Annotated in this window: 18 protein-coding genes and 1 pseudogene; 12 read left to right on the top strand and 7 right to left on the bottom strand. The window is 70.4% G+C overall.

Going from position 1 to position 20191, the window contains the following annotated elements:
- The first annotated feature begins 15 nt into the window (after positions 1-15).
- From LADH09A_RS16055 to LADH09A_RS16045, 3 genes are all read left to right on the top strand, one after another.
- Complete coding sequence (locus LADH09A_RS16055; RefSeq protein WP_238645999.1) at positions 16-636, top strand: acyl-CoA-like ligand-binding transcription factor; 621 nt, start codon at positions 16-18, stop codon at positions 634-636.
- Between the two features lie 72 nt (positions 637-708).
- Positions 709-2289 carry an MDR family MFS transporter gene (locus tag LADH09A_RS16050; protein ID WP_238645997.1) on the top strand — a complete coding sequence of 527 codons (1581 nt, stop codon included), beginning with the start codon at positions 709-711 and terminating at the stop codon, positions 2287-2289.
- Positions 2290-2536: 247 nt separating this feature from the next.
- Positions 2537-4096, top strand: a complete 1560-nt coding sequence (locus tag LADH09A_RS16045) for an OFA family MFS transporter (RefSeq protein WP_238646072.1) — start codon at positions 2537-2539, stop codon at positions 4094-4096.
- Positions 4097-4160: 64 nt separating this feature from the next.
- On the opposite strand, the gene nrfD is transcribed toward LADH09A_RS16045, so the two are convergent.
- From nrfD to LADH09A_RS16020, 5 genes and pseudogenes are all read right to left on the bottom strand, one after another.
- Entirely contained in the window at positions 4161-5231 is a 1071-nt protein-coding gene (gene nrfD, locus LADH09A_RS16040) for an NrfD/PsrC family molybdoenzyme membrane anchor subunit (RefSeq protein WP_238645995.1), read from the bottom strand.
- A complete protein-coding gene (locus LADH09A_RS16035; RefSeq protein WP_238645993.1) occupies positions 5228-6271 on the bottom strand; it encodes a 4Fe-4S dicluster domain-containing protein in 1044 nt (347 codons plus the stop codon). The genes nrfD and LADH09A_RS16035 overlap by 4 nt, the downstream gene beginning before the upstream one ends.
- Positions 6272-6301: 30 nt before the next feature.
- Positions 6302-9550: pseudogene (fdh, locus tag LADH09A_RS16030) on the bottom strand (formate dehydrogenase); the annotation flags it as partial.
- Between the two features lie 144 nt (positions 9551-9694).
- A complete protein-coding gene (locus tag LADH09A_RS16025) occupies positions 9695-10492 on the bottom strand; it encodes a PrsW family intramembrane metalloprotease (RefSeq protein ID WP_238645992.1) in 798 nt (265 codons plus the stop codon).
- Between the two features lie 79 nt (positions 10493-10571).
- Positions 10572-10775, bottom strand: a complete 204-nt coding sequence (locus tag LADH09A_RS16020) for a hypothetical protein (protein ID WP_238645990.1) — start codon at positions 10773-10775, stop codon at positions 10572-10574.
- 244 nt (positions 10776-11019) lie between these two features.
- Here LADH09A_RS16020 and LADH09A_RS16015 point away from each other — a divergent pair, with 244 nt between their 5' ends.
- Positions 11020-11253 carry a GntR family transcriptional regulator gene (locus tag LADH09A_RS16015; protein ID WP_238645988.1) on the top strand — a complete coding sequence of 78 codons (234 nt, stop codon included), beginning with the start codon at positions 11020-11022 and terminating at the stop codon, positions 11251-11253.
- A 194-nt stretch (positions 11254-11447) separates the two neighbouring features.
- Here LADH09A_RS16015 and LADH09A_RS16010 read toward each other — a convergent pair whose 3' ends face one another.
- Positions 11448-11873, bottom strand: a complete 426-nt coding sequence (locus LADH09A_RS16010) for an ASCH domain-containing protein (RefSeq protein WP_238645986.1) — start codon at positions 11871-11873, stop codon at positions 11448-11450.
- A gap of 77 nt (positions 11874-11950) precedes the next feature.
- On the opposite strand from LADH09A_RS16010, the gene LADH09A_RS16005 reads away from it, so the two are divergent.
- Positions 11951-12349 (top strand): NUDIX hydrolase, encoded by a 399-nt coding sequence (locus tag LADH09A_RS16005; protein WP_238645984.1) that lies wholly within the window; start codon positions 11951-11953, stop codon positions 12347-12349.
- 33 nt (positions 12350-12382) lie between these two features.
- Here the strand turns inward: LADH09A_RS16005 and LADH09A_RS16000 are convergent, their stop codons facing one another.
- Positions 12383-13456: an XdhC family protein gene (locus tag LADH09A_RS16000; protein WP_238645982.1), complete on the bottom strand. Its 1074-nt coding sequence runs from the start codon at positions 13454-13456 to the stop codon at positions 12383-12385.
- A 118-nt stretch (positions 13457-13574) separates the two neighbouring features.
- Between LADH09A_RS16000 and LADH09A_RS15995 the strand changes: the two genes are divergently transcribed.
- The 7 genes from LADH09A_RS15995 to LADH09A_RS15965 all read left to right on the top strand — a co-directional run.
- Entirely contained in the window at positions 13575-14447 is an 873-nt protein-coding gene (locus tag LADH09A_RS15995; protein WP_238645981.1) for an FAD binding domain-containing protein, read from the top strand.
- Positions 14448-14449: 2 nt separating this feature from the next.
- Positions 14450-14998: a (2Fe-2S)-binding protein gene (locus LADH09A_RS15990; RefSeq protein WP_238645979.1), complete on the top strand. Its 549-nt coding sequence runs from the start codon at positions 14450-14452 to the stop codon at positions 14996-14998.
- Positions 14995-17385, top strand: coding sequence for an aerobic carbon-monoxide dehydrogenase large subunit (locus tag LADH09A_RS15985; protein WP_238645978.1), 2391 nt, complete (start codon positions 14995-14997; stop codon positions 17383-17385). The genes LADH09A_RS15990 and LADH09A_RS15985 overlap by 4 nt, the downstream gene beginning before the upstream one ends.
- Before the next feature lie 10 nt (positions 17386-17395).
- Positions 17396-18262, top strand: coding sequence for an XdhC family protein (locus tag LADH09A_RS15980; protein WP_238645977.1), 867 nt, complete (start codon positions 17396-17398; stop codon positions 18260-18262).
- Positions 18263-18265: 3 nt separating this feature from the next.
- Entirely contained in the window at positions 18266-18841 is a 576-nt protein-coding gene (locus LADH09A_RS15975; protein WP_238645976.1) for a nucleotidyltransferase family protein, read from the top strand.
- Entirely contained in the window at positions 18838-19707 is an 870-nt protein-coding gene (locus LADH09A_RS15970; RefSeq protein ID WP_238645975.1) for an AAA family ATPase, read from the top strand. Before LADH09A_RS15975 ends, LADH09A_RS15970 begins: the two co-directional genes overlap by 4 nt.
- On the top strand, positions 19704-20191 hold a 488-nt coding region (locus tag LADH09A_RS15965), incomplete at its 3' end, for an SRPBCC family protein (protein WP_238645974.1). The genes LADH09A_RS15970 and LADH09A_RS15965, both read left to right, overlap by 4 nt.

The following is a 20191-nucleotide window of genomic DNA, read 5'->3' as shown; positions in this document are numbered from 1 at the left end:
CCTAGTCTCGCCCGCGTGACCGACACCGACCACGCTGGCACCGGGCGACGCGACCGCAAGAAGGCGCAGACGCGGGCCGCACTGACCGCCGCCGCGCTGCGGCTGGTCGCCGAACGCGGCCTGGAACACGTGACGGTGGAGGAGATCAGCGAGGCCGCCGACGTGTCCTCGCGGACCTTCTTCAACTACTTCACCTGCAAGGACGAGGCGCTCACCGACGATCCGGCGCTCGACGGGAACCCGGTCGTGGCACGTCTGGCGGCCGCCCCCGCACAGGTGTCGGCGTTGCAGGCCGTCCGGGTCGCCCTGGGCGAGGCGATCGACACGATCCAGGCCGACCGGGAGTTGTGGCGGCTGCGACTGGCGGTCATCGCCCAGAACCCCGCGCTGCTGCCCCGTCTGGTGGCCGGCAACAGCGCGACCGAGCAGGCCATGGTCGCGGTCATCGCCAGCCGGCTCGGCGTCGGCCTCGACCACGGCCACCCGCCGCTGGTCACCGCCGTTGCCGGTGCCGCCTTCCGCACCGCGATGCTGCGCTGGGCCGCCGACGACGACGCCCGGCCCCTGCACGACTTCGTCGACGAGGCGTTCACCGCGATCGCCGCCGGCCTGCCGGATCCCCCGTCCCCCTCCTGACCGCCAGTCCCCGCCCCGCCGCACCAGCTCCGGGGCCAGCCACTTCGCCAGAAACCCGACAAGGGAGCGTCAATGACCACCACCGTCCCGCCCGCCGACACCGCCGACGTCGGCACGCGCATGTCGCGTCGGGAGGTTCTCCAGGCCCTTTCCGGCCTGATGGTCGGCATGTTCGTGTCCATCCTCGCCTCCACGGTGGTGGCCAACGCGCTGCCGCGGATCATCGCGGATCTGAACGGCAGCCAGACCGTCTACACGTGGATCGTCACCAGCGAACTGCTCGCCATGACGGCGACGGTGCCGCTGTGGGGCAAGATGGCCGACCTGTACAGCAAGAAGCTGCTGATCCAGTTGTCACTCGGCCTGTTCGTGGTGGGTTCACTCATCGCGGGCTTCACGCCGAACGTCGAGGTCCTGCTGCTCAGCCGTGTCGTCCAGGGCATCGGCGCCGGCGGCATGACGGCGCTTGCCACCATCGTCATGGCGGCGATGATCCCGCCACGTGAGCTGGGCCGCTACGCCGGCATCTTCGGCGCGGTCTTCGGTGTGGGCACCATCGCCGGTCCGCTGATCGGCGGCCTGCTCGTCGACACGTCGTGGCTGGGCTGGCGGTGGTGCTTCCTGATCGGCGTTCCGTTCAGCATCATCTCCATCGCCCTGCTCCAGCGCACCCTGCACCTGCCGGTCGTCCGCCGCAAGGCAAAGATCGACTGGCTGGGCGCCCTGCTCATCACCTCGGGCGTCTCCACGCTGCTGATCTGGTCGTCGCTGGCCGGCAACAAGTTCGACTGGGCCTCCAACTGGACGGCCCTGATGGTCGTCGGCGGTCTGGTTTTGCTGGCGCTGGCCGTGGTCGTCGAGTCGCGGGCGGCGGAGCCGATCGTCCCGCTGGGCATCTTCCGAAACCGCACGGTCTCCCTGGCCACGATCGCCAGCGTGCTGGTCGGTGTCGCGATGTTCGGCGGCACCGTCTTCCTGTCCCAGTACTTCCAGATCTCGCTGGGCAAGTCGCCCACCGTCGCCGGCCTGATGAGCCTTCCGATGATCTTCGGTCTGCTCGTCTCCTCGACGGTGGCCGGTCAGCTCATCACGAAGTACGGCCGCTGGAAGGCGTACCTGGTGGCCGGCGCCGCGGTGATGACCGTCGGGATGCTGCTGCTGGGCACCATCGACGCCACCACCAGCGTCGTCGTGCTGTCGATCTACATGGCCGTGCTGGGCGTCGGCGTCGGTATGCTGATGCAGAACCTCGTGCTCGCCGCGCAGAACGACGTGCCGGCCCACGAGCTCGGTGCCACCACCTCCGTGCTGACGTTCTTCCGCAGCATGGGCGGCGCGATCGGCGTCAGCGCCCTCGGCGCGGTCCTGGCAAGTCGGGTGACCTCGCTGACGACCGAGCGGCTCGGCCCGGCGGCGACCGCCGGCGGTGGCTCCGCCGAGGTGCCCGACCTCTCCACCCTGCCCGAGCCGGTGCTGCGCATCGTGCAGGACGTGTACGGCATCGCCACCGCCGACCTCTTCCTGGTCGGCGCGCCCTTCGCGCTGCTCGCGTTTATCGTCGTGCTGTTCATCAGGGAGAAGCCGCTGCACACCCTCAGCGGGGACGAGCGACGCGCCCAGGAGGAGGCGGCCGCCAAGGCCGCGATCCACTGAGCGGTACGACAGCAGGACGGGGGCGGGCCGGTGGGCCCGCCCCCGTCCCTGTGCCACGTGTCGCCGCGTTTTTCGGTAACGACATGGTGCGAACCGACTGACACGTAACGTGAGGTAGAGCCGGTCATCGGCTGACGCCAGACGTGCGCCGGGCCGCCACTGCGGCGGCGCCGCTCGGCCAACTGCCGCGTCGGACAGCTCGGCAACGTCGCGGCCCACGCAGCCGCAGGAGGTGTGGACGATGCCCATGCTGTCGGTATTCGATCCCCGGCACACGGTCGCTCCCCCGGGATACAGCCGCTGGCTCATCCCGACCGCGGCACTGGCCGTGCACGTGTGCATCGGCCAGGTCTACGCGACGAGTGTCTACAAGAACTCCCTCATCGCGCACTTCGACACCAGCCAGACGGCGATCGGGGCGATCTTCAGTATCGCCATCGTCATGCTGGGTTCGTCCGCGGCGGTGGGTGGCCGTTGGGTGGAGCGGAACGGACCGCGCCGCGCGATGTTCGTCTCCGCCTGTTTCTGGGCCGTCGGGTTCCTGGTCGGCGCGCTCGGCATCGCGACCCAGCAACTGTGGCTGCTCTACCTCGGGTACGGCGTCATCGGCGGCATCGGGCTCGGCATCGGCTACATCTCGCCCGTCTCCACGCTGATCAAGTGGTTCCCGGACCGCCCCGGCCTCGCCACCGGGCTGGCCATCATGGGGTTCGGCGGCGGCGCCCTGGTCGCCGGCCCGCTCGCGCGCCAACTGCTCTCCCTCTACGACTCCGGCTACAACCCCAACAATCCGGCCGCCGTCGCGTCGGGCCATGCCCTCGTGGCGCTCTTCGTCACGTTCGGCATCGGCTACTTCGTGATCATGATGTTCGGCCCGTTCAACGTCCGGGTTCCCGCGCCGGACTGGCGGCCCGCCGGGTTCGACCCCGCGACCGTCGCCGCCCGACCTCTGGTGACGACGGCGAGCGTGTCCGCGTCGAACGCCGTGCGTACCCGGTCGTTCTGGTTGCTGTGGATCGTGCTGTTCTGCAACGTCACCGCGGGCATCGGCATCCTGGAGCAGGCCAGCCCGATGATCCAGGACTTCTTCCGGGACAACGGCACCGCCACCACGATCTCGGTGTCGGCGGCGGCCGGTTTCGTCGGAGTGCTGTCGCTGTTCAACATGGCGGGGCGGTTCGTCTGGTCCACGACGTCCGACCTCATCGGCCGCAAGCCCATCTACATGGTCTACCTCGGCGTCGGCATGGTGCTGTACGTGCTGCTCGCCGTGGCCGGCCACTCCGCGACCGCGGTCTTCGTGCTGATCGCCGCCGCGATCATCTCCTTCTACGGCGGTGGCTTCGCCACCATGCCCGCCTACCTGCGGGACCTGTTCGGCACGTTCCAGGTCGGGGCCATCCACGGCCGGATCCTGACCGCCTGGTCGGCCGCGGGTGTCGCCGGCCCGCTGATCGTCAACGGGATCCTCGACACGCAGGGCAAGCCGGGCACCCTCACCGCGTCTGCGTACCGGCCGGCGCTGTTCACCATGGTCGGCATCCTCGCCATCGGCTTCATCGCGAACCTGCTGGTCCGTTCCGTGCCCGAGCGGTTCCACGAACCCAACCGAGGGCCGACCTCGCCCGTGGCGAAGGCGACCGTCACCGACCCGGTCGCCCTCGGGCGGGACAGCCGGCCGCCCGCGCCGCCGCGCGTCGGCAACCAGACCGGACGGCTCTGGTTGTCCTGGCTGCTGATCGCGGTGCTGCTCGGGTACGGCATCGTTCAGACCGCCATCACCGCCGCGAAGCTGTTCACCGGCTGACGCTCCTGTGTCGAAACGGGAGGCGCCCCCATCACCGGGGCGCCTCCCGTTCATTCCGATCCGCTCAGACCGGGGTGGTCGACCGGCTCTCGGCGAGCCGCTCCCGTTGTGGCACGACCGTGTACTTCGGATCGCGTGCCGACACCCGTCCCGCCTCGAAGACGCCGAACCGGGTGGCAACCGATGATGCCACCAGCGCTGCGCCGGAGAGCACCGACAGGACCCGGCTGCGTCGGCTGACCAGCGCGGTGGCGGTGCCCACGGCCAGCAGGGCGCGTCCCGCCTTCACCAACCGGCCGCTGCGTCCCTGCGTGTAGGGCTCGCTGGTCAGGCCCTGCCGTTCCAGCCGGTGCCCCCCGCCCAGCTCGATGGCTGCGGCGGCCAGGACGAGTCGTCGCAGTGGGGCGGTCTCCGCGGCCGGTGCCGCGATCAGTCCGACCCCGGACGCGGCGGCGAGCGCGCTGCCGGCGAAGACGAACGGCAGCGACGGGTAGGCGTCGTGCCAGGACGGCACGGCCGTGTCGGCGAGCAGCACCCCGGTGTACGTCGCCAGCGCCGGCGCGGTGGCCGCGGCGGCCAGACCGGCGACGGTGCCGATGGGCGGTGCGATTCGACGGGCGAGGCCGAGCACACCGTGCTGCGGGAGCAGCGGCGCGAGTTCGGCGACCGCGGCCACGCCGGCCAGTGGCCCGAACGCCGCGAGGATCCAGGTGCCGACCGACATCGGTGAGGTCACCTTGGCCACGCGGAGCATGTGGTGGAACCGGGACGGCCGGCCGAGGTCGTGGACCAACAGGTACGTGCTGGCGGCGACACCACCGAGGGCTGTCCAACGGCCCACCGTGCGCAGCCCGGGTCGTCCGGTCAGTTGGGCGCCCGCGCCGATCAGCGCGCCTCCGGCGGCGAGGCCGCCGGTGAACAGGTAGCCGGCGATGTCGTACTTCCACACCGGCGGCTTCAGCACGGGCCGGCCGTAGTAGGACGCGAACTCGGCTGGCGGCACCGTGAGCTGCTCACCGTCGCCACCTTTTCGGCGGGGCTTCCGGTGGCGCTGTCCGTCGGGCTGATCGAGGCCGGCCTGGAACTCGCGGAACCGGGCGCCGACCGGCTCGTTCGACGGCGTCTCGTCGGTCATCGCCGCCTGCCCAGGAACGCGACCGCCGTGGCGAGGGCCATCGTCACCGCCGCCAGACCGGCGCGTTTCCACATCTTCGGCAGGTCGCGGGTGGTCACGATCGGGTCCGGTGGCAGCCCGTACACCTCCGGCTCGTCCAGCAACAGGAAGAACGCCCCGTCACCACCCACCCCGTCGTTGGGGTCGTGCCCGTACAGGCGCGCCTCCGGCACACCGCGCTCGTGCAGCGTCTCGACCCGCGCGGCCGCCCGCTCCCGCAACTCGTCCAGCGGCCCGTACTGGATCGACTCCGTCGGACACGCCTGCGCACACGCCGGCGTCATACCCGCACCCAACCGGTCATAACACAGCGTGCACTTCCACGCCCGACCATCGTCCTTACGCTGGTCGATCACCCCGTACGGGCAGGCGGAGATGCAGTAACCACAGCCATTGCAGATGTCCTCCTGCACCACCACCGTGCCGAACTCCGTCCGGAACAACGAACCCGTCGGACAGACATCCAGACACGCCGCATGCGTGCAGTGCTTACACACGTCCGACATCATCAACCAGCGAAAATCCGTCCGCCCCTCCTCGCCCGTCCCACGCCCCGGCGGCTGCGCCCCCGGCATACCCAGGAACTCCGGGCCACCCGACATGCGGGCCGCCGCGGCGGGCGAGCCGGTGTCCAGGCCGGGGTCCGTTCCGGTGTCGGTGCTGGTCCGCGCGCCGACCGCCGCCGTGACCGGGCTGATCGCCGGGCCGTCCGGGTCCCCCGCGAACGCCGGGGTCGCCCAGCCGGCCGAGCGGGGCTGCTCCACGAACGCGACGTGCCGCCACGAGTTCGCGGTCAACGCGCCGGTGTTGTCGTAGGACATGCCGAGCAGGTCGAGCCCACTCTCCGGGACGCCGTTCCACTCCTTGCAGGCCACCTCGCACGCCTTGCAGCCGATGCAGACGCTGGTGTCGGTGAAGAACCCCATCCGGGGCGGCGGGTTCTCGTAGCCGGCGTCCGGCGCCGGATCCAGCGGACCGTACAGGGCATTGGTGTGGGGCATGGGTCAGACCTCCTGGTCCGGGCCGCTGTCGGCGGAGTCGGTCGTGACCTGCGGTGGGTAGTGCGGACTGAGGTCCCCGGACCGTCGCCGGTAGTCGACGACGAGAGCCAGCAGCTCGGCGCCTCGCGGGCGTCGCCCGGACCGGACGTCGCAGGTGCCGACCTTGCTCTCCTGGATCAGCACGTTCGGGTCCAGGCTGATGCCGAACAGGTCGTTGGCCGAGTCGCCGGTCACCAGACCCTCGAAACCGAAGTGGTACGGCAACCAGACCTGGTGGATGATCCGGTCGTCCACCCGCAACGGGGTGAGGCGGTCGGTCACCAGCACCTTCGCCTCGATGGCCGCACGGGCGGTGATCAGGTGCGCCCAGCCCAGGTGGGTGAGGCCCCGTTCGACGGCCAGCTCCGGGGACACCTCGACGAACATCTCCGGCTGCAACTCGGCCAGCGGCGACACCGTCCGGCTCATCCCACCGGCGGTGTGGTGCTCGGTGAGCCGGCTGACCGTGAACACGTACGGGAACACCTGGCTGTACGGTTCCGGCGGGCTCGGGTTGAGCGTGTTGATCGGGTGGGTGTAGACCTTCCGGGTCGGGTTGGCCTGCTGCTCGTAGAGCGGGTTACGCACCGGCGACTCCACCGGCTCATAATGCGTGGGCATCGGTCCGTCGAGCACGCCGGTGGGCGCGTACAGCCAGCCCTTGCCGTCGCCCTGGAGGATGAACGGGTCGTCCCCGGCGATGCCCGCCACACCGGAGGCGTCGCGCTCCGGTCGGTAGGACGGCGGTTTGGTCTTCTCGAAGTCCGGCACGTCGTAGCCGGTCCACTCGCTCTTGTCCGCGTCCCACCACACGTAGCGCTTGCGCTCACTCCACGGGTTGCCGTCCGGGTCCGCCGACGCACGGTTGTAGAGGATGCGCCGGTTCGCCGGCCACGCCCACCCCCACTCGGGCGCCACGAGGGACTGCTCCGAGCCGGGTTTGCGCCGGGCCGCCTGGTTGACGCCGTCGGCGTACACCCCGGTGTAGATCCAGCACCCGCCGACGGTGGAGCCGTCGTCCTTCATCTCCGTGAACGACGCCAGCGGCCGGCCGGTCGCCACGTCGTACCCGTTGATCTCGCGCAGCACCGCCTCGGCGCTCGGCTCGACGGTCGGGCCGTGCGTGGGGTAGTCCCAGGCGAGGTCGAGCAGCGCGCGGTCGCGCGGCTTCGTCGACGTCGCCAGGCGTTCCCGGATGATGCGGCCGAGGTGGTAGAAGAACCACAGCTCGGAGCGGGCGTCGCCTGGTGGCTCGACGGCCTTCTCGCGCCACTGCAACAGCCGCTGCGTCTGGGTGAACGTGCCCTCCTTCTCCACGTGCGAGGCGGCGGGCAGGAAGAACACCTCGGTGCGGCACTCCTCGGGGGCGATCTCGCCGGTCTCGATCTCCGGCGCGTTCTTCCAGAACGTGGCGCTCTCGATCTCGAACAGGTCCCGGACCACGAGCCAGTCGAGGTTGGCCATGCCGAGGCGCTGCGCCCGGCCGTGCGCCGAGCCGACCGCCGGGTTCTGCCCGAGCAGGAAGTAGCCCTTGATCTTTCCGTCGATCATGTCGAGCACCTGCTGGTAGGTGCCGTGGTCGCCGGTCATCCGCGGCATGTAGCCGTAGCAGTAGTCGTTGTCGGCGGTGGCGGCGTCCCCCCAGTACGCCTTGAGCAGGTTGACGCCGTAGGTGCGGGCGTTGCCCCAGAAGCCCTTCTGCCCGGGGTGCGCGATGCTGTCCACCCACTTGTCCAGGGTCGGGTGATTGGCGTGGTGGGGCATCGGCAGGTAGCCCGGGAGCAGGTTGAACAGCGTCGGGATGTCGGTGGACCCCTGGATGCTGGCGTGCCCGCGCAGGGCCATCACCCCACCACCGGGGCGGCCCACGTTGCCGAGCAGCAGCTGGATGATCGCGCCGGTGCGGATGTACTGCACGCCGACGCTGTGCTGCGTCCAGCCCACCGAGTAGACGAGCATGCCGGTGCGGTCCCGGCCGGAGTTCTCCGTCCACGCGCGGGCCAGCTCGAAGAACTTGTCCTGCGGGATGCCACAGACCCGTTCCACCATCTCCGGGGTGTAGCGGGCGAAGTGCCGCTTGAGGATCTGGTAGACGCAACGCGGGTGCTGCAACGTCTCGTCACGTTCGGTCTGGCCGCCGACCGGCGCGCCGTGCGACTCGTTCTCCAGCCCGGCCGCCGTCTCCCGCTGCGTCTCGCTGTCGCGGGTCGTCTGGGTCTGCGAGTGGCCCTCGTAGCGCCAACTGGCCTGGTCATAGGTGGCGTTGTCGTCGTTGAAGCCGGAGAAGAGGCCGTGCATGTCCTCGGTGTCGGCGTACTCCTCGGTCACGATGGTCGCGGCGTTGGTGTACGCGACGACGTACTCCCGGAAGTCCAGCTCGTTGTCGAGGATGTAGCGGATCACGCCGCCGAGCAACGCGATGTCCGTGCCCGCGCGGATCGGCAGGTACGAGTCAGCCAGCGCGCTGGTGCGGGTGAAACGCGGGTCGACGTGGAAAACCTTCGCCCCGCGGCGCTTGGCCTCCATCACCCACTGGAAACCCACCGGGTGTGCCTCGGCCATGTTCGAACCCTGGATGACGATGACGTCGGAGTTCGACAGGTCCTGCTGGTACTGGGTGGCACCGCCACGACCGAAGCTGGTCCCCAGACCGGGGACGGTGGAGGAGTGTCAAATACGGGCCTGGTTCTCGATCTGGAGCGCCCCCATCGCGGTGAACAACTTCTTGATGAGGTAGTTCTCCTCGTTGTCCAGCGTCGCCCCACCCAGGCTGGAGATGCCCAGGGTCCGGTTGAGCGGTCGACCCTCGGCGTCGACGTCCTCCCAGGTCTCGTCCCGGGCGGCCAGGACCCGATCGGCGATCATGTTCATCGCGGTGTCGAGGTCCAGGTCCTCCCACTCGGTGCCGTACGGCCGGCGGTAGCGGACCGTGGTCTGCCGCAGCGGGCTGGTCACCAGGCTCTTGCTGGCCGCGCCCTTCGGGCAGAGCCGACCCCGCGAGATCGGGCTGTCCGGGTCGCCCTCGATCTGGCTGACCTGCCCGTCCTTCACGAACACCCGCTGACCGCAGCCGACGGCGCAGTACGGGCACACCGACCGGGCCACCGAGTCGGCCGTGTCGGTGCGGGCGGTCAGCGCGCGGGACCCGTCGGACTTCGCCGCGGCACCCCGACCCAGCGGGTCGGTGCCGGTGAGCTGGCGGTAGACCGGCCAGCCCTCGATCCAGCTACGCACCCCCATCGCGGCACCTTCCCGACCAAGCACGCCAAATATGAACACTCTGACGTTAGATGAGGTGCCGGTCCGGTCGCAGCGAGATCACCAACAGTCATGCCTCTCCCGACCTTTCGTGCGGGCCGGGAGAGGCATGGGGTACGGCGATGGTCAGTTCGGTTGGAGCTGCCCGACGGGGTGCTCGCCGAAGGTCCGGTAACGGCGCAGCTCCCAGAGCAGCCAGCCGATGCTGATGATCGCCAGCACGACGAAGACCAGCGAACCGGAGAACGTGTCCCAGAGGGTGTGCAGGACGACGACGCCCAGGAACGTGCCGATGAACCCGAAGAGCCGCCCGACGCTCGGGCTGGCCAACAGCGCCCACAACGCGCCTGCGGTGAGCCCGGTCCAGGCGGTGTGACCGGCGGGCGCGGTCAGACCACGAATGAACAGCGTCTGCTCCACCGCACCGATGTTGCCCTGCGAACTCAGCAGCGCGCTGAAGGCGTAGCCCATCGTCTCCAGAGCGGCGAAGCCCATGCCGGCGGCGATGCCGATGACCAACCCGTCGGAGGGCACCCGACGGCGATGCTGGGCCACCACCGTGAACAGCAGCACCACCGGGACGATCAGCTTCGCCGACTCCTCGATCAGCGCGACGAACAGCATCGGCAGGGTGCCGAGCCCGCGCAGGGTGTCGTACTCCAGCGTGCCGGCGACCACCGTGCCGATCACGCCACCGAAGAACGCCGACGTCACCAGCACCGAGGCCGGCACCTGCCACCGCCCGGTGCGAGCCTGCGCGAACGTCAGGAACGTCAGCGGCACCAGCGTCGCCCCGAGCAGGATCAATGCCGGTACGAAGTTCGGATTCTTGGTGCTGACCAGGGTCCGCAGCACCGCCACGTAAAGGATCAGCCCGACGACGAGCACCCCGACCCACGCCCACCGGCGCCAACGATCACCCATACCGCGCAGTCTGGCGGACCAAGGTTACGAAGACCAGCCACGGCGTTGAGATCCTGACAACGTCCCGCCCTCTCACGGATCAGCGTTTCTGGAACATCAACGCCGCCACGTCGGCGATCACCTCGATCGCCCAGTCGAGCTGCGGGCAGGCATTGCGACTGCGGCACTCCAGGCATCCACCTACCCGCCACGGCCGGTCGAGCGCCCGGGTCCAATGCGCGTCCAGAACCCTCTTGGCAGGGATCAACTGGGTTGCCGCAGTGATCGGCTCGTCGATCGACACGATCGGCACCCTCCCCGCGATCATGATTGGTCCCCACCTGGGAGGCAGAGTCCGTGCGTCGTACTCCCCCAGGTGGGTCTGCCGCCGGGATCCCGGGAGTTTGCCGAAACCAGGGAACCCGACTGAGCCATCAACCTAATCCAACCTGTAGGAGTAGGTCAAGCTACAGCATGGAACTTGTTGGAACAGGTCCGCTCGTGATCGAATCGGGGTGCCGAAACCAGGGAACCCACGGAGATCACTCATGCCGACCGAGAGAGTGGACTACCGGCGCATCGCCAACGAGATCGCCGAAAAGATCAAATCCGGCGAACTCGCGCCGGGAGAGAAGCTGCCGTCCACACGCGAGCTGGCCGAGCAACACAAGGTGCACATCTCGACCATCAACCGCGTCATGACGATTCTCAAGGATCGAGGGGTGGTCGAGGGGCATCCGGGCAAAGGTGTCTACGTAGCCGAGGCTGGCCAATCGAACTAGGACATCGAGTCTGGCTGCGAGATCAGCAGCGGTTGTTCAGCTTGATGAACGCCAGCGGCATGGTGCTTGCCCGTTGATCGTTGGCAGCTGAGCAGCTCGACACGCCGAGCACCGCACTGCTGAGCTGCCACCGATCGCCCGCCCCGGAGGCCAACCGGCCACTGCCGCCCGTGCTCGCCTGGAGACGCGCAGACCTAGGGTCGGACGACGTGCACCAGCCGGAACCGTTCGGCTACCACCAGAGTGTCGTCGTCCACCGTGAAGCCCGGATCGCCCAACTCGGCGCGCACCTCAGCGCTGTGCCAGAACGTCTCGTGCCCCGCGCGCCACTGCGCCACCGACTCGTCGCCCTCGCCCTCGTCCAGGGCGTGTTGCAGGTCGACGTCCGCGAGCCGGACCACCCGTACGTCGGTCAGCTCGATGACCGCGACGCGCCGACCCTCGGAGTCCACCAGGGCAGACCGTTGGCCCACCTCGGGCAGCGGCTCGTTCGCGCGCTCGTACCCGATCAGCAGGCCGGTGGTCGAGGTCTTCGCGCCGGAGAGGATCGCGGCGACGAGGCTGTCGCGCAGCGGTCCCGGAAACGCGAACTCGGCCAGCGGAAGATCATCGATTTCCATCCGCGGATGGTATGCGATGCGGCGCGCGGTGAGGGACCGCCGTCGACAAGCCCGTGGCGACATGACACGGTCCTGTGGTGGCCACCTATGGCGTCGCCCTCGTGCTGCTGGTCGATCCGTCGGGCGCGGTGCTGCTCCAGCACCGCGACGAGGACGCGGCCGCCTCGCCCGGTCAGTGGAGTCTGCCGGGTGGCCACATCGAGCCGGGCGAGTCGCCGGAGGAGGCGGCCCGCCGCGAGCTGCAGGAGGAGACGGGTCTGACAGCGGGTGAGCTGCACCTGCTGTGGAGCGGCCCACGTCCGTACGAGCCCGGGTTTCCCCACACCGTCACCGTCCACGTGTTCCGGGGCACCACCACGGCCCGGCAGGAGGACGTGGTTCTCGGCGAGGGGCAGGCCATGGTGTTCGTCCCCCGGGACGAGGTGCTCGACCGTGAGTTGGCGGTCTCCGCGGCGCTGGTCCTGCGCATGATCTAGCTCGAACTGCCCTGCGGGGCGGGGGGTGGGGCTTTAGGGGTGGTGGATGGGGGTTGTCAGGTTGCTGAGTGGCTGGCCCGAGCCGCCCCAGGCCTGGGCGGTGATCTCGGCGGCGATTGCCACGGCCGTCTCCTCGGGTGTCCGCGCGCCCAGGTCCAGACCGATCGGTGAGTGCAGTCGGGCGAGCGCGGCCTCGCTCACGCCCGCCTCGCGGAGCCGGCGCATCCGGTCGTCGTGTGCGCGGCGGCTGCCCATCGCGCCGATGTAGCGGGCGGGTGTGCGGAAGGCGACCTGGAGCAGCGGCACGTCGAACTTGGGGTCGTGGGTCAGCACGCAGAGCACCGTGCGGTCGTCGACGCTGGTCGACTCCAGGTACGCGTGCGGCCACTGCACCACGAGGTCGTCGGCGTCCGGGAAGCGGGCGCGGGTGGTGAACACCGGGCGGGCGTCGCAGACCGTGACGTGGTAGCCGAGGAACCTGCCGATCCGGGCCATCGCGGCGGCGAAGTCGATCGCGCCAAAGATGATCATTCGGGGTGGCGGCACGTACGACTGGACGAACACCGCCACGTCGTCGCCGCGCTGCTCTCCCCGCCGGCCCAGGTGGATCGTGCCGGTGGCACCGAGGGCGAGCATCCCCCGCGCCTGTCGGGTCGCCGCGTCGTCCAGGTCGGGTGCGCCGAGGCTGCCGGAGACCCGGTCGGGCCAGATCACCAGTTGGGCGTTCTCGACCGAGGCGGTGGCGACCGGGCGGCCGTCGGAGATCGCGGCGAGCACCTCGTCGGCCCCGGTCATCGCGACGCCGGGCTGCACCAGGATCTGGATCGTGCCGCCACAGGTCAGGCCGACGTCGAACGCGTCGTCGTCGCTGACGCCGAAGGTCTGGGTGTGAGCCGTCCCGGTCTCCAGCGCGCTGCGGCACAGCTCGTAGACGGTGCCTTCGACGCAGCCGCCGGAGATGCTGCCCAGGACCTCGCCGTGCGCCGACACGGCCATCGCCGCGCCGGGTTGCCGGGGCGCGGACTGCCAGGTCCGCACGACGGTCGCGACGGCGAAAGCGACGCCGGCCGCCCGCCAGGTCGTCAGCCCGTCGACGATGTCCCGCATGGCCGCACGATCCGCGAGCCCCGGCGGCACCGTCAACGGCGACCTAAGCAAGTGCTTAGGTCGCCGTTGACTTTGGTCACCGTCCGGCAGAGATTTTGCCGGACTGCGGAGGTACGACATGCAGGTGCCGGCACCGTTCGAGTATGAGCGAGCCACCAGTGTGGACCATGCGATCAGCCTTCTGGAGCGCCTCGGCGGCACTGCCCGCCTGATCGCCGGCGGGCACAGCCTGCTGCCGATGATGAAGCTCCGGCTGGCCAACTTCGACTATCTGATCGACATCAACGACCTGCACGCCGAGCTGGGCTACGTCGAGACGGGCCCGGACGAGGTACGCATCGGGGCGCTCACCCGCCATCGGGAGCTGCTCGAATCCCCCGTGCTGGCGGCGGCGTTCCCCATCTTCGCCGACGCCGAACGGGTGATCGCCGACCCGGTGGTGCGCAACCGGGGCACGCTGGGCGGCTCGCTCTGCCAGGCCGACCCGTCCGAGGACCTCTCGGCGGTGTGCACCACGTTGGACGCGCGGTGCGTGATCCGTGGGCCGGGCGGCGCGGAGCGGGTCGTGTCGATGGAGGAGTTCCACGTCGGTCCGTACGAGACGGCCGTCGCGGACGACGAGATCCTGGTCGAGATCCGGGTGCCGGTGCGGCCCGGCTGCGGCAGCGCGTACGCCAAGGTCGAGCGTCGGGCCGGCGACTGGGCCGTGGTGTCGGCCGGCGCGGCGGTGTGGCTCGACGGCGGCGCGATCGTCGACGCCCGGGTCGGGCTCGCGGCGGTCGGCCCCAACACGACGGGCATCCCGGAGATCTCGGCGGCGCTGCGCGGGCAGGAACCCTCGGAGGGCCTCTACGAGCAGGCCGGGGCGATCGCGGCGCGCAGCTGCGACCCGGTGACCGACCAGCGCGGCAGCGCGGAGTACAAGCGGCATCTGGCCGCCGAGCTGACCAGGCGGACCCTGCGCCGGGCCGTCGAACGGGCGAGGAGCTGAGCATGCAGGTCACCATGACCGTCAACGACGTCGAGGTCACCCGGGAGATCGAGGCCCGGCTGCTGCTGGTGCACTTCCTGCGGGACGTGCTCGGTCTGACCGGCACGCACTGGGGCTGCGACACCAGCAACTGCGGCACCTGCGTGGTCTGGATGGACGGCGAGCCGGTGAAGTCGTGCACCGTGCTCGCGGCGATGGCCGGCGGCCACCAGGTGCGTACCGTCGAGGGTCTCGCCAAGGGCGCCGAGCTGGACCCGATCCAGCAGGGTTTCATGCAGTGCCACGGTCTCCAGTGCGGCTTCTGCACGCCGGGCATGATGATGACCGCGCGGGCGCTGCTCGACCGCAACCCCGACCCGAGTGAGACGGAGATCCGGGAGGCGATCTCGGGTCAGATCTGCCGGTGCACGGGTTACGCCACCATCGTCCGCTCGGTGCGTTGGGCGGCCGTGGCCGAGGCGCAGGCCGCGGCACAGGTCACCGAGACCACCGAATCGACCGAGGCCGGCGAGATCGACAACGCCGGCCAGCCCGCGGAGGCCGTCGCATGACCACCGTGCACGAGCGCGTGGACACGTTCCACGACAACGACCAGAAACCCGTCGGGTACGGCCGGATGCTGCGCAAGGAGGACCCGCGGTTCCTGCGGGGTCGCGGCCGGTACGTCGACGACGTGCAACTGCCCGGCATGCTGCACCTCGCGATCCTCCGGTCGCCGGTGGCGCACGCCCGGATCGTCAGCATCGACACGAGCGCCGCCGAGGCGTCGCCCGGGGTGAGGGCGGTGGTGACCGGGGCCGCCCTGGCGCAGCAGAACCTGGCCTGGATGCCGACCCTCTCCAACGACGTGCAGGCCGTCCTCGCCACCGACAAGGTGCGCTTCCAGGGTCAGGAGGTCGCGTTCGTCGTCGCCGAGGACCGGTACGCGGCCCGCGACGCGCTGGAGCTGATCGAGGTCGAGTACGACGTGCTCGACCCGGTGATCGACGCGCGTCGCGCGTTGGAGCCGGACGCCCCGCTGATCCGCGACGACCTGGACGGCAAGACGAACAACCACTGCTTCGACTGGGAGACCGGCGACGAGGCGGCCACCGAGGCGGTCTTCGCCCGCGCCGACGTCGTGGTCAGCCAGGACCTCGTCTACCCCCGGGTGCACCCGGCGCCCATGGAGACGTGTGGGGCGGTCGCCGACTACGACGCCGTCGACGGCAAGCTGCGGCTCTGGTCGACCACCCAGGCGCCGCACGCGCACCGCACCCTCTACGCCATCGTGGCGGGCCTGCCCGAGCACAAGATCCAGGTGATCGCGCCGGACATCGGCGGCGGGTTCGGCAACAAGGTGCCGATCTACCCCGGGTACGTCTGCGCGATCGTCGCCTCGATCGTCACCGGCAAGCCGGTGAAGTGGATGGAGGACCGCTCGGAGAACCTGATCAGCACCGGTTTCGCCCGCGACTACATCATGCGCGGGGAGATCGCGGCGACCCGCGACGGCCGGATCCTCGGCATCCGCACCAACGTGCTGGCCGACCACGGCGCGTTCAACGGCACCGCCGCCCCGGTGAAGTACCCGGCCGGTTTCTTCGGGGTGTTCACCGGCAGCTACGACATCGAGGCCGCGTACTGCAAGATGACGGCGGTCTACACCAACAAGGCCCCCGGCGGTGTCGCGTACGCGTGCTCGTTCCGGATCACCGAGGCCGTCTATTTGGTCGAGCGGATCGTCGACTGCCTCGCCGACGAACTCGGCATGGACCCGGCCGAGCTGCGCCTGAAGAACTTCATCCAGCCGGAGCAGTTCCCGTACACGACGAAGACCGGATGGGTGTACGACTCGGGCAACTACGAGCCGACGATGCGGCTGGCGATGGAGATGGCCGGCTACGACGAGCTGCGCCGCGAGCAGGTTGAGAAGCGGGCCCGGGGCGAGCTGATGGGCATCGGCATCGCGTTCTTCACCGAGGCCGTCGGCGCCGGGCCGCGCAAGGACATGGACATTCTCGGGCTGGGCATGGCCGACGGTTGCGAGCTGCGCGTCCACCCGACCGGAAAGGCCGTGGTACGCCTCAGCGTGCAGTCACAGGGTCAGGGGCACGAGACGACGTTCGCGCAGATCGTCGCCGAGGAGATCGGGATTCCACCGGCGGACATCGAGGTGCTGCACGGCGACACCGACAACACGCCGTTCGGCCTCGGCACGTACGGCAGCCGGTCGACGCCCGTCTCGGGAGCCGCGGCGGCCCTGGTGGCCCGCAAGGTGCGTGACAAGGCCCGGATCATCGCCTCGGGGATGCTGGAGGTGTCGGTGGCCGACCTGGAGTGGGAGAAGGGCACGTTCCGCGTCGCGGGCGACCCGGGCAGGTCCGTCACCATCCAGGACATCGCGTTGCGCGCGCACGGCGCGGGTGACCTGCCCGAGGGCATCGAGGGCGGGTTGGAGGCGCAGATCTGCTACAACCCGTCGAACCTGACGTACCCGCACGGCGCGTACATCTGCGTGGTGGACGTCGACCCCGGCACCGCGCAGGTGAAGGTCCGACGGTTCATCGCGGTCGACGACTGCGGCACCCGGATCAACCCGATGATCATCGAGGGGCAGGTGCACGGCGGGCTGACCGACGGGGTCGGCATGGCCCTGATGGAGATGATCGCGTTCGACGAGGACGGCAACTGCCTCGGCGCGTCCCTGATGGACTACCTGATCCCGACGTCACTGGAAGTGCCGGACTGGGAGACCGGGTTCACCGTGACGCCGTCGCCGCACCACCCGATCGGCGCGAAGGGTGTGGGTGAGTCCGCCACGGTGGGGTCCCCACCCGCGATCGTCAACGCGGTCATCGACGCCCTGAAGCCCTTCGGCGTACGCCACGCCGACATGCCGCTGACGCCGTCGCGGGTCTGGGACGCGATGCGCGGCCAGGCCCGGCCGCCGATCTGAGGGAGCCGAGATGACCACCATCGCGGAGCGCGCCCGGGAGCTGACCGACACCCGGGAGCCGTTCGTCCACGCCACAGTGGTCCGCGCCCAGGACCCGACGTCGGCCCGGCCGGGCGACGCCGCGGTGATCCGGTCGGACGGCTCGATCGAGGGCTTCGTGGGCGGGGTGTGCGCCGAGAGTTCGGTGCGGGCGGCCGCACTCGACACCCTGCGCGACGGCACCGCCCTGCTGCTGCGGGTGCTGCCGGAGGGCGCGACCCCGTTCCCGGACACCCCGGGGGCGCGGGTGGTGGTCAACCCGTGCCACTCCGGTGGGGCGATCGAGGTCTTCCTCCGACCGATGCTGCCGGCGCCGGCCCTGCGCGTGGTCGGCAGCACGCCGATCAGCGCGGCGGTGGCCAACCTCGCCGCGTTCCTCGACTTCGACGTCGTCGCGGCCGACGACGGCACCGGCTGCACCGCGGTCGTCGTGGCCGGGTTGGGCAAGGGCGAGCAGGAGGCGATCCGGGCCGCGCTGGACGCCGGCGTCGGGTTCATCGCGCTGGTGGCCAGCGGCAGGCGTGGCGCGGCCCTGCTCGACGAGCTGGGGTTGACCGACGCGGAACGCGCCCGCGTCCACTCACCGGCCGGTCTGGACATCGGCGCCCGTACACCGGCCGAGATCGCCCTGTCGATCATGGGTGAGGTGGTCCGGGCGATCCGGGTGGACGGGTTGGCCCCGGCCTCCGGCGCGTCGGCCGCCCGACCCCAGCAGGCCGTCGACCCGGTGTGCGGGATGACCGTGCTGGTCGGGCCGGAAACGCCGCACGCGCGGGTCGTCGGGCAGGACTTCTGGTTCTGCTGCGCCGGCTGCCTCGCGAGTTACACGGCGGCGTAACCCGTGTTCCTGACCGGCCTGGTGCTCGCCGCGGGCGCGTCGGTGCGGCTCGGCGAGGCGAAGCAACTCCTGCCGTACCGGGGGCGGACTCTGCTCGACGCCACCCTCGACCTGGCCCGCTCGTGCGGCTTCGACCAGGTGCTCGTCACCCTGGGCGGCGCGGCGAGCGGCATCCGCGACCGGGTCGACCTGACCGGGTGCCAGGTCGTGGAGAACCCGGCGTTCAGCACCGGCTGCGGGTCGTCGGTCAGCACGGCCGCCCGGGCGGTGGACCCCCGTGCCGACGCGCTGGTGCTGCTCCTCGGTGACCAACCCGGCGTCCGCGCCACGGACGTCCGCCGGGTCGCCGAGGCCGCCACCCCGCTGGCCGTCTGCCGGTACGCGGACGGGCTGGGCCACCCGTTCCGCTTCGGCCGGGTGGTCCTCCCCGAGCTGTACGACCTGCACGGCGACAAGGCCGTCTGGAAGCTGCTGCACTCCGGCCGTCACCCGGTGACCGAGGTGCCCGCCGACGGGCCGGTGCCGATCGACGTGGACACCCGCGCGGACTACCAACGGCTGCTGGCGGGCGAGGCATGAGGGACGCCCTGGCCGTGCGGCACCGCCTCGACGCCGTCGACTACCTGGTCGACGACGGCCTGGCGATGGCCCTGTTCCTGGCCCTGCGTCTCGGTCGGCCGCTGCTGCTGGAGGGCGAGCCCGGTGTCGGCAAGACCGCCGCCGCGAAGGCGTTGGCCCGCGCGCTGGAAACGCCGCTGATCCGGTTGCAGTGCTACGAGGGGCTGACCGCGGGCGAGGCGCTCTACGAGTGGAACTACCAGCGACAACTGCTGGCGATCCGGCTTGCCGAGGCACAGGACGCGCGACTCACCGACGCGGACCTGTTCAGCGCCGAGTTCCTCCAGGAACGGCCGATCCTGCGGGCCGTACGCCACCGGGGGCCGGTGCCGCCGGTGCTGCTGATCGACGAGATCGACCGGGCCGACGACGAGTTCGAGGCGCTGCTGTTCGAGTTCCTCGGCGAGGCCGGCATCACGATCCCCGAGCTGGGCACGTTCACCGCCCGTACGCCGCCGGTCGTGGTGCTCACCTCCAACCGCAGCCGGGAGCTGCACGACGCGTTGCGCCGCCGCTGCCTCTACCACTGGATCGACTTTCCCGACCCGTCCCGCGCCGTCGAGATCGTCCGCCGCGCCGTGCCGGGCGCCACCGAGCCGCTGATCCAGACGGCCGTCCAGTTCGTCGGCGGCGTACGCGGCCGGGACCTGGAGAAGCCGCCCGGGATGGCGGAGACCATCGACTGGGTGGCCGCGCTGTCCGTGCTGGGCGTCGCCGATCTGGCCGCCGATGACGTGGCGCTGACCATCGGCACCATCGCCAAGACACCCGACGACCGCGCCGTGGTCGCCGCCGCGCTCGGCGCCTACCAGGAGAGCCAGCCATGAAGATCACGAGCGAGTTCGCGGTCGCTGTCCCGATCGACGAGGCGTGGGCGGTGCTCACCGACCTGGAGGGGATCGCGCCGTGCCTGCCGGGCGCCCAGTTGACCGGCGTCGACGGTGACGTCTACCGGGGCAGGGTGAAGGTCAAGGTCGGGCCGGTGATCTCGGAGTTCGCGGGCACCGCCCGGTTCGTCGAGAAGGACGACGCCGCCTATCGCGGGGTGATCGACGCCAGGGGCCGCGACGCCCGGTCGACGGGGAACGCGTCCGCGCTGGTCACCGCCCACCTGCGGCCGGACGGCGACCGCACGCTGGTCAGCGTGGACACCGACCTGAAGATCTCCGGCAAGCTGGCCCAGTTCGGCAGCGGCATGATCAAAGAGGTGTCGGGCAAGTTGGTGGCCCAGTTCGTCGCCAACCTGGAGGCCAGGCTCGCGGCCGACCAGCCGACCACGGCCGTGCCAGCCCCGGACGCGACCGTGCCATC

Origin of the sequence: Micromonospora cabrerizensis (genome assembly GCF_022230955.1) — a bacterium.
GTDB lineage: Bacteria > Actinomycetota > Actinomycetes > Mycobacteriales > Micromonosporaceae > Micromonospora > Micromonospora cabrerizensis.
This window is presented reverse-complemented; position numbering and strand designations above follow the sequence as displayed.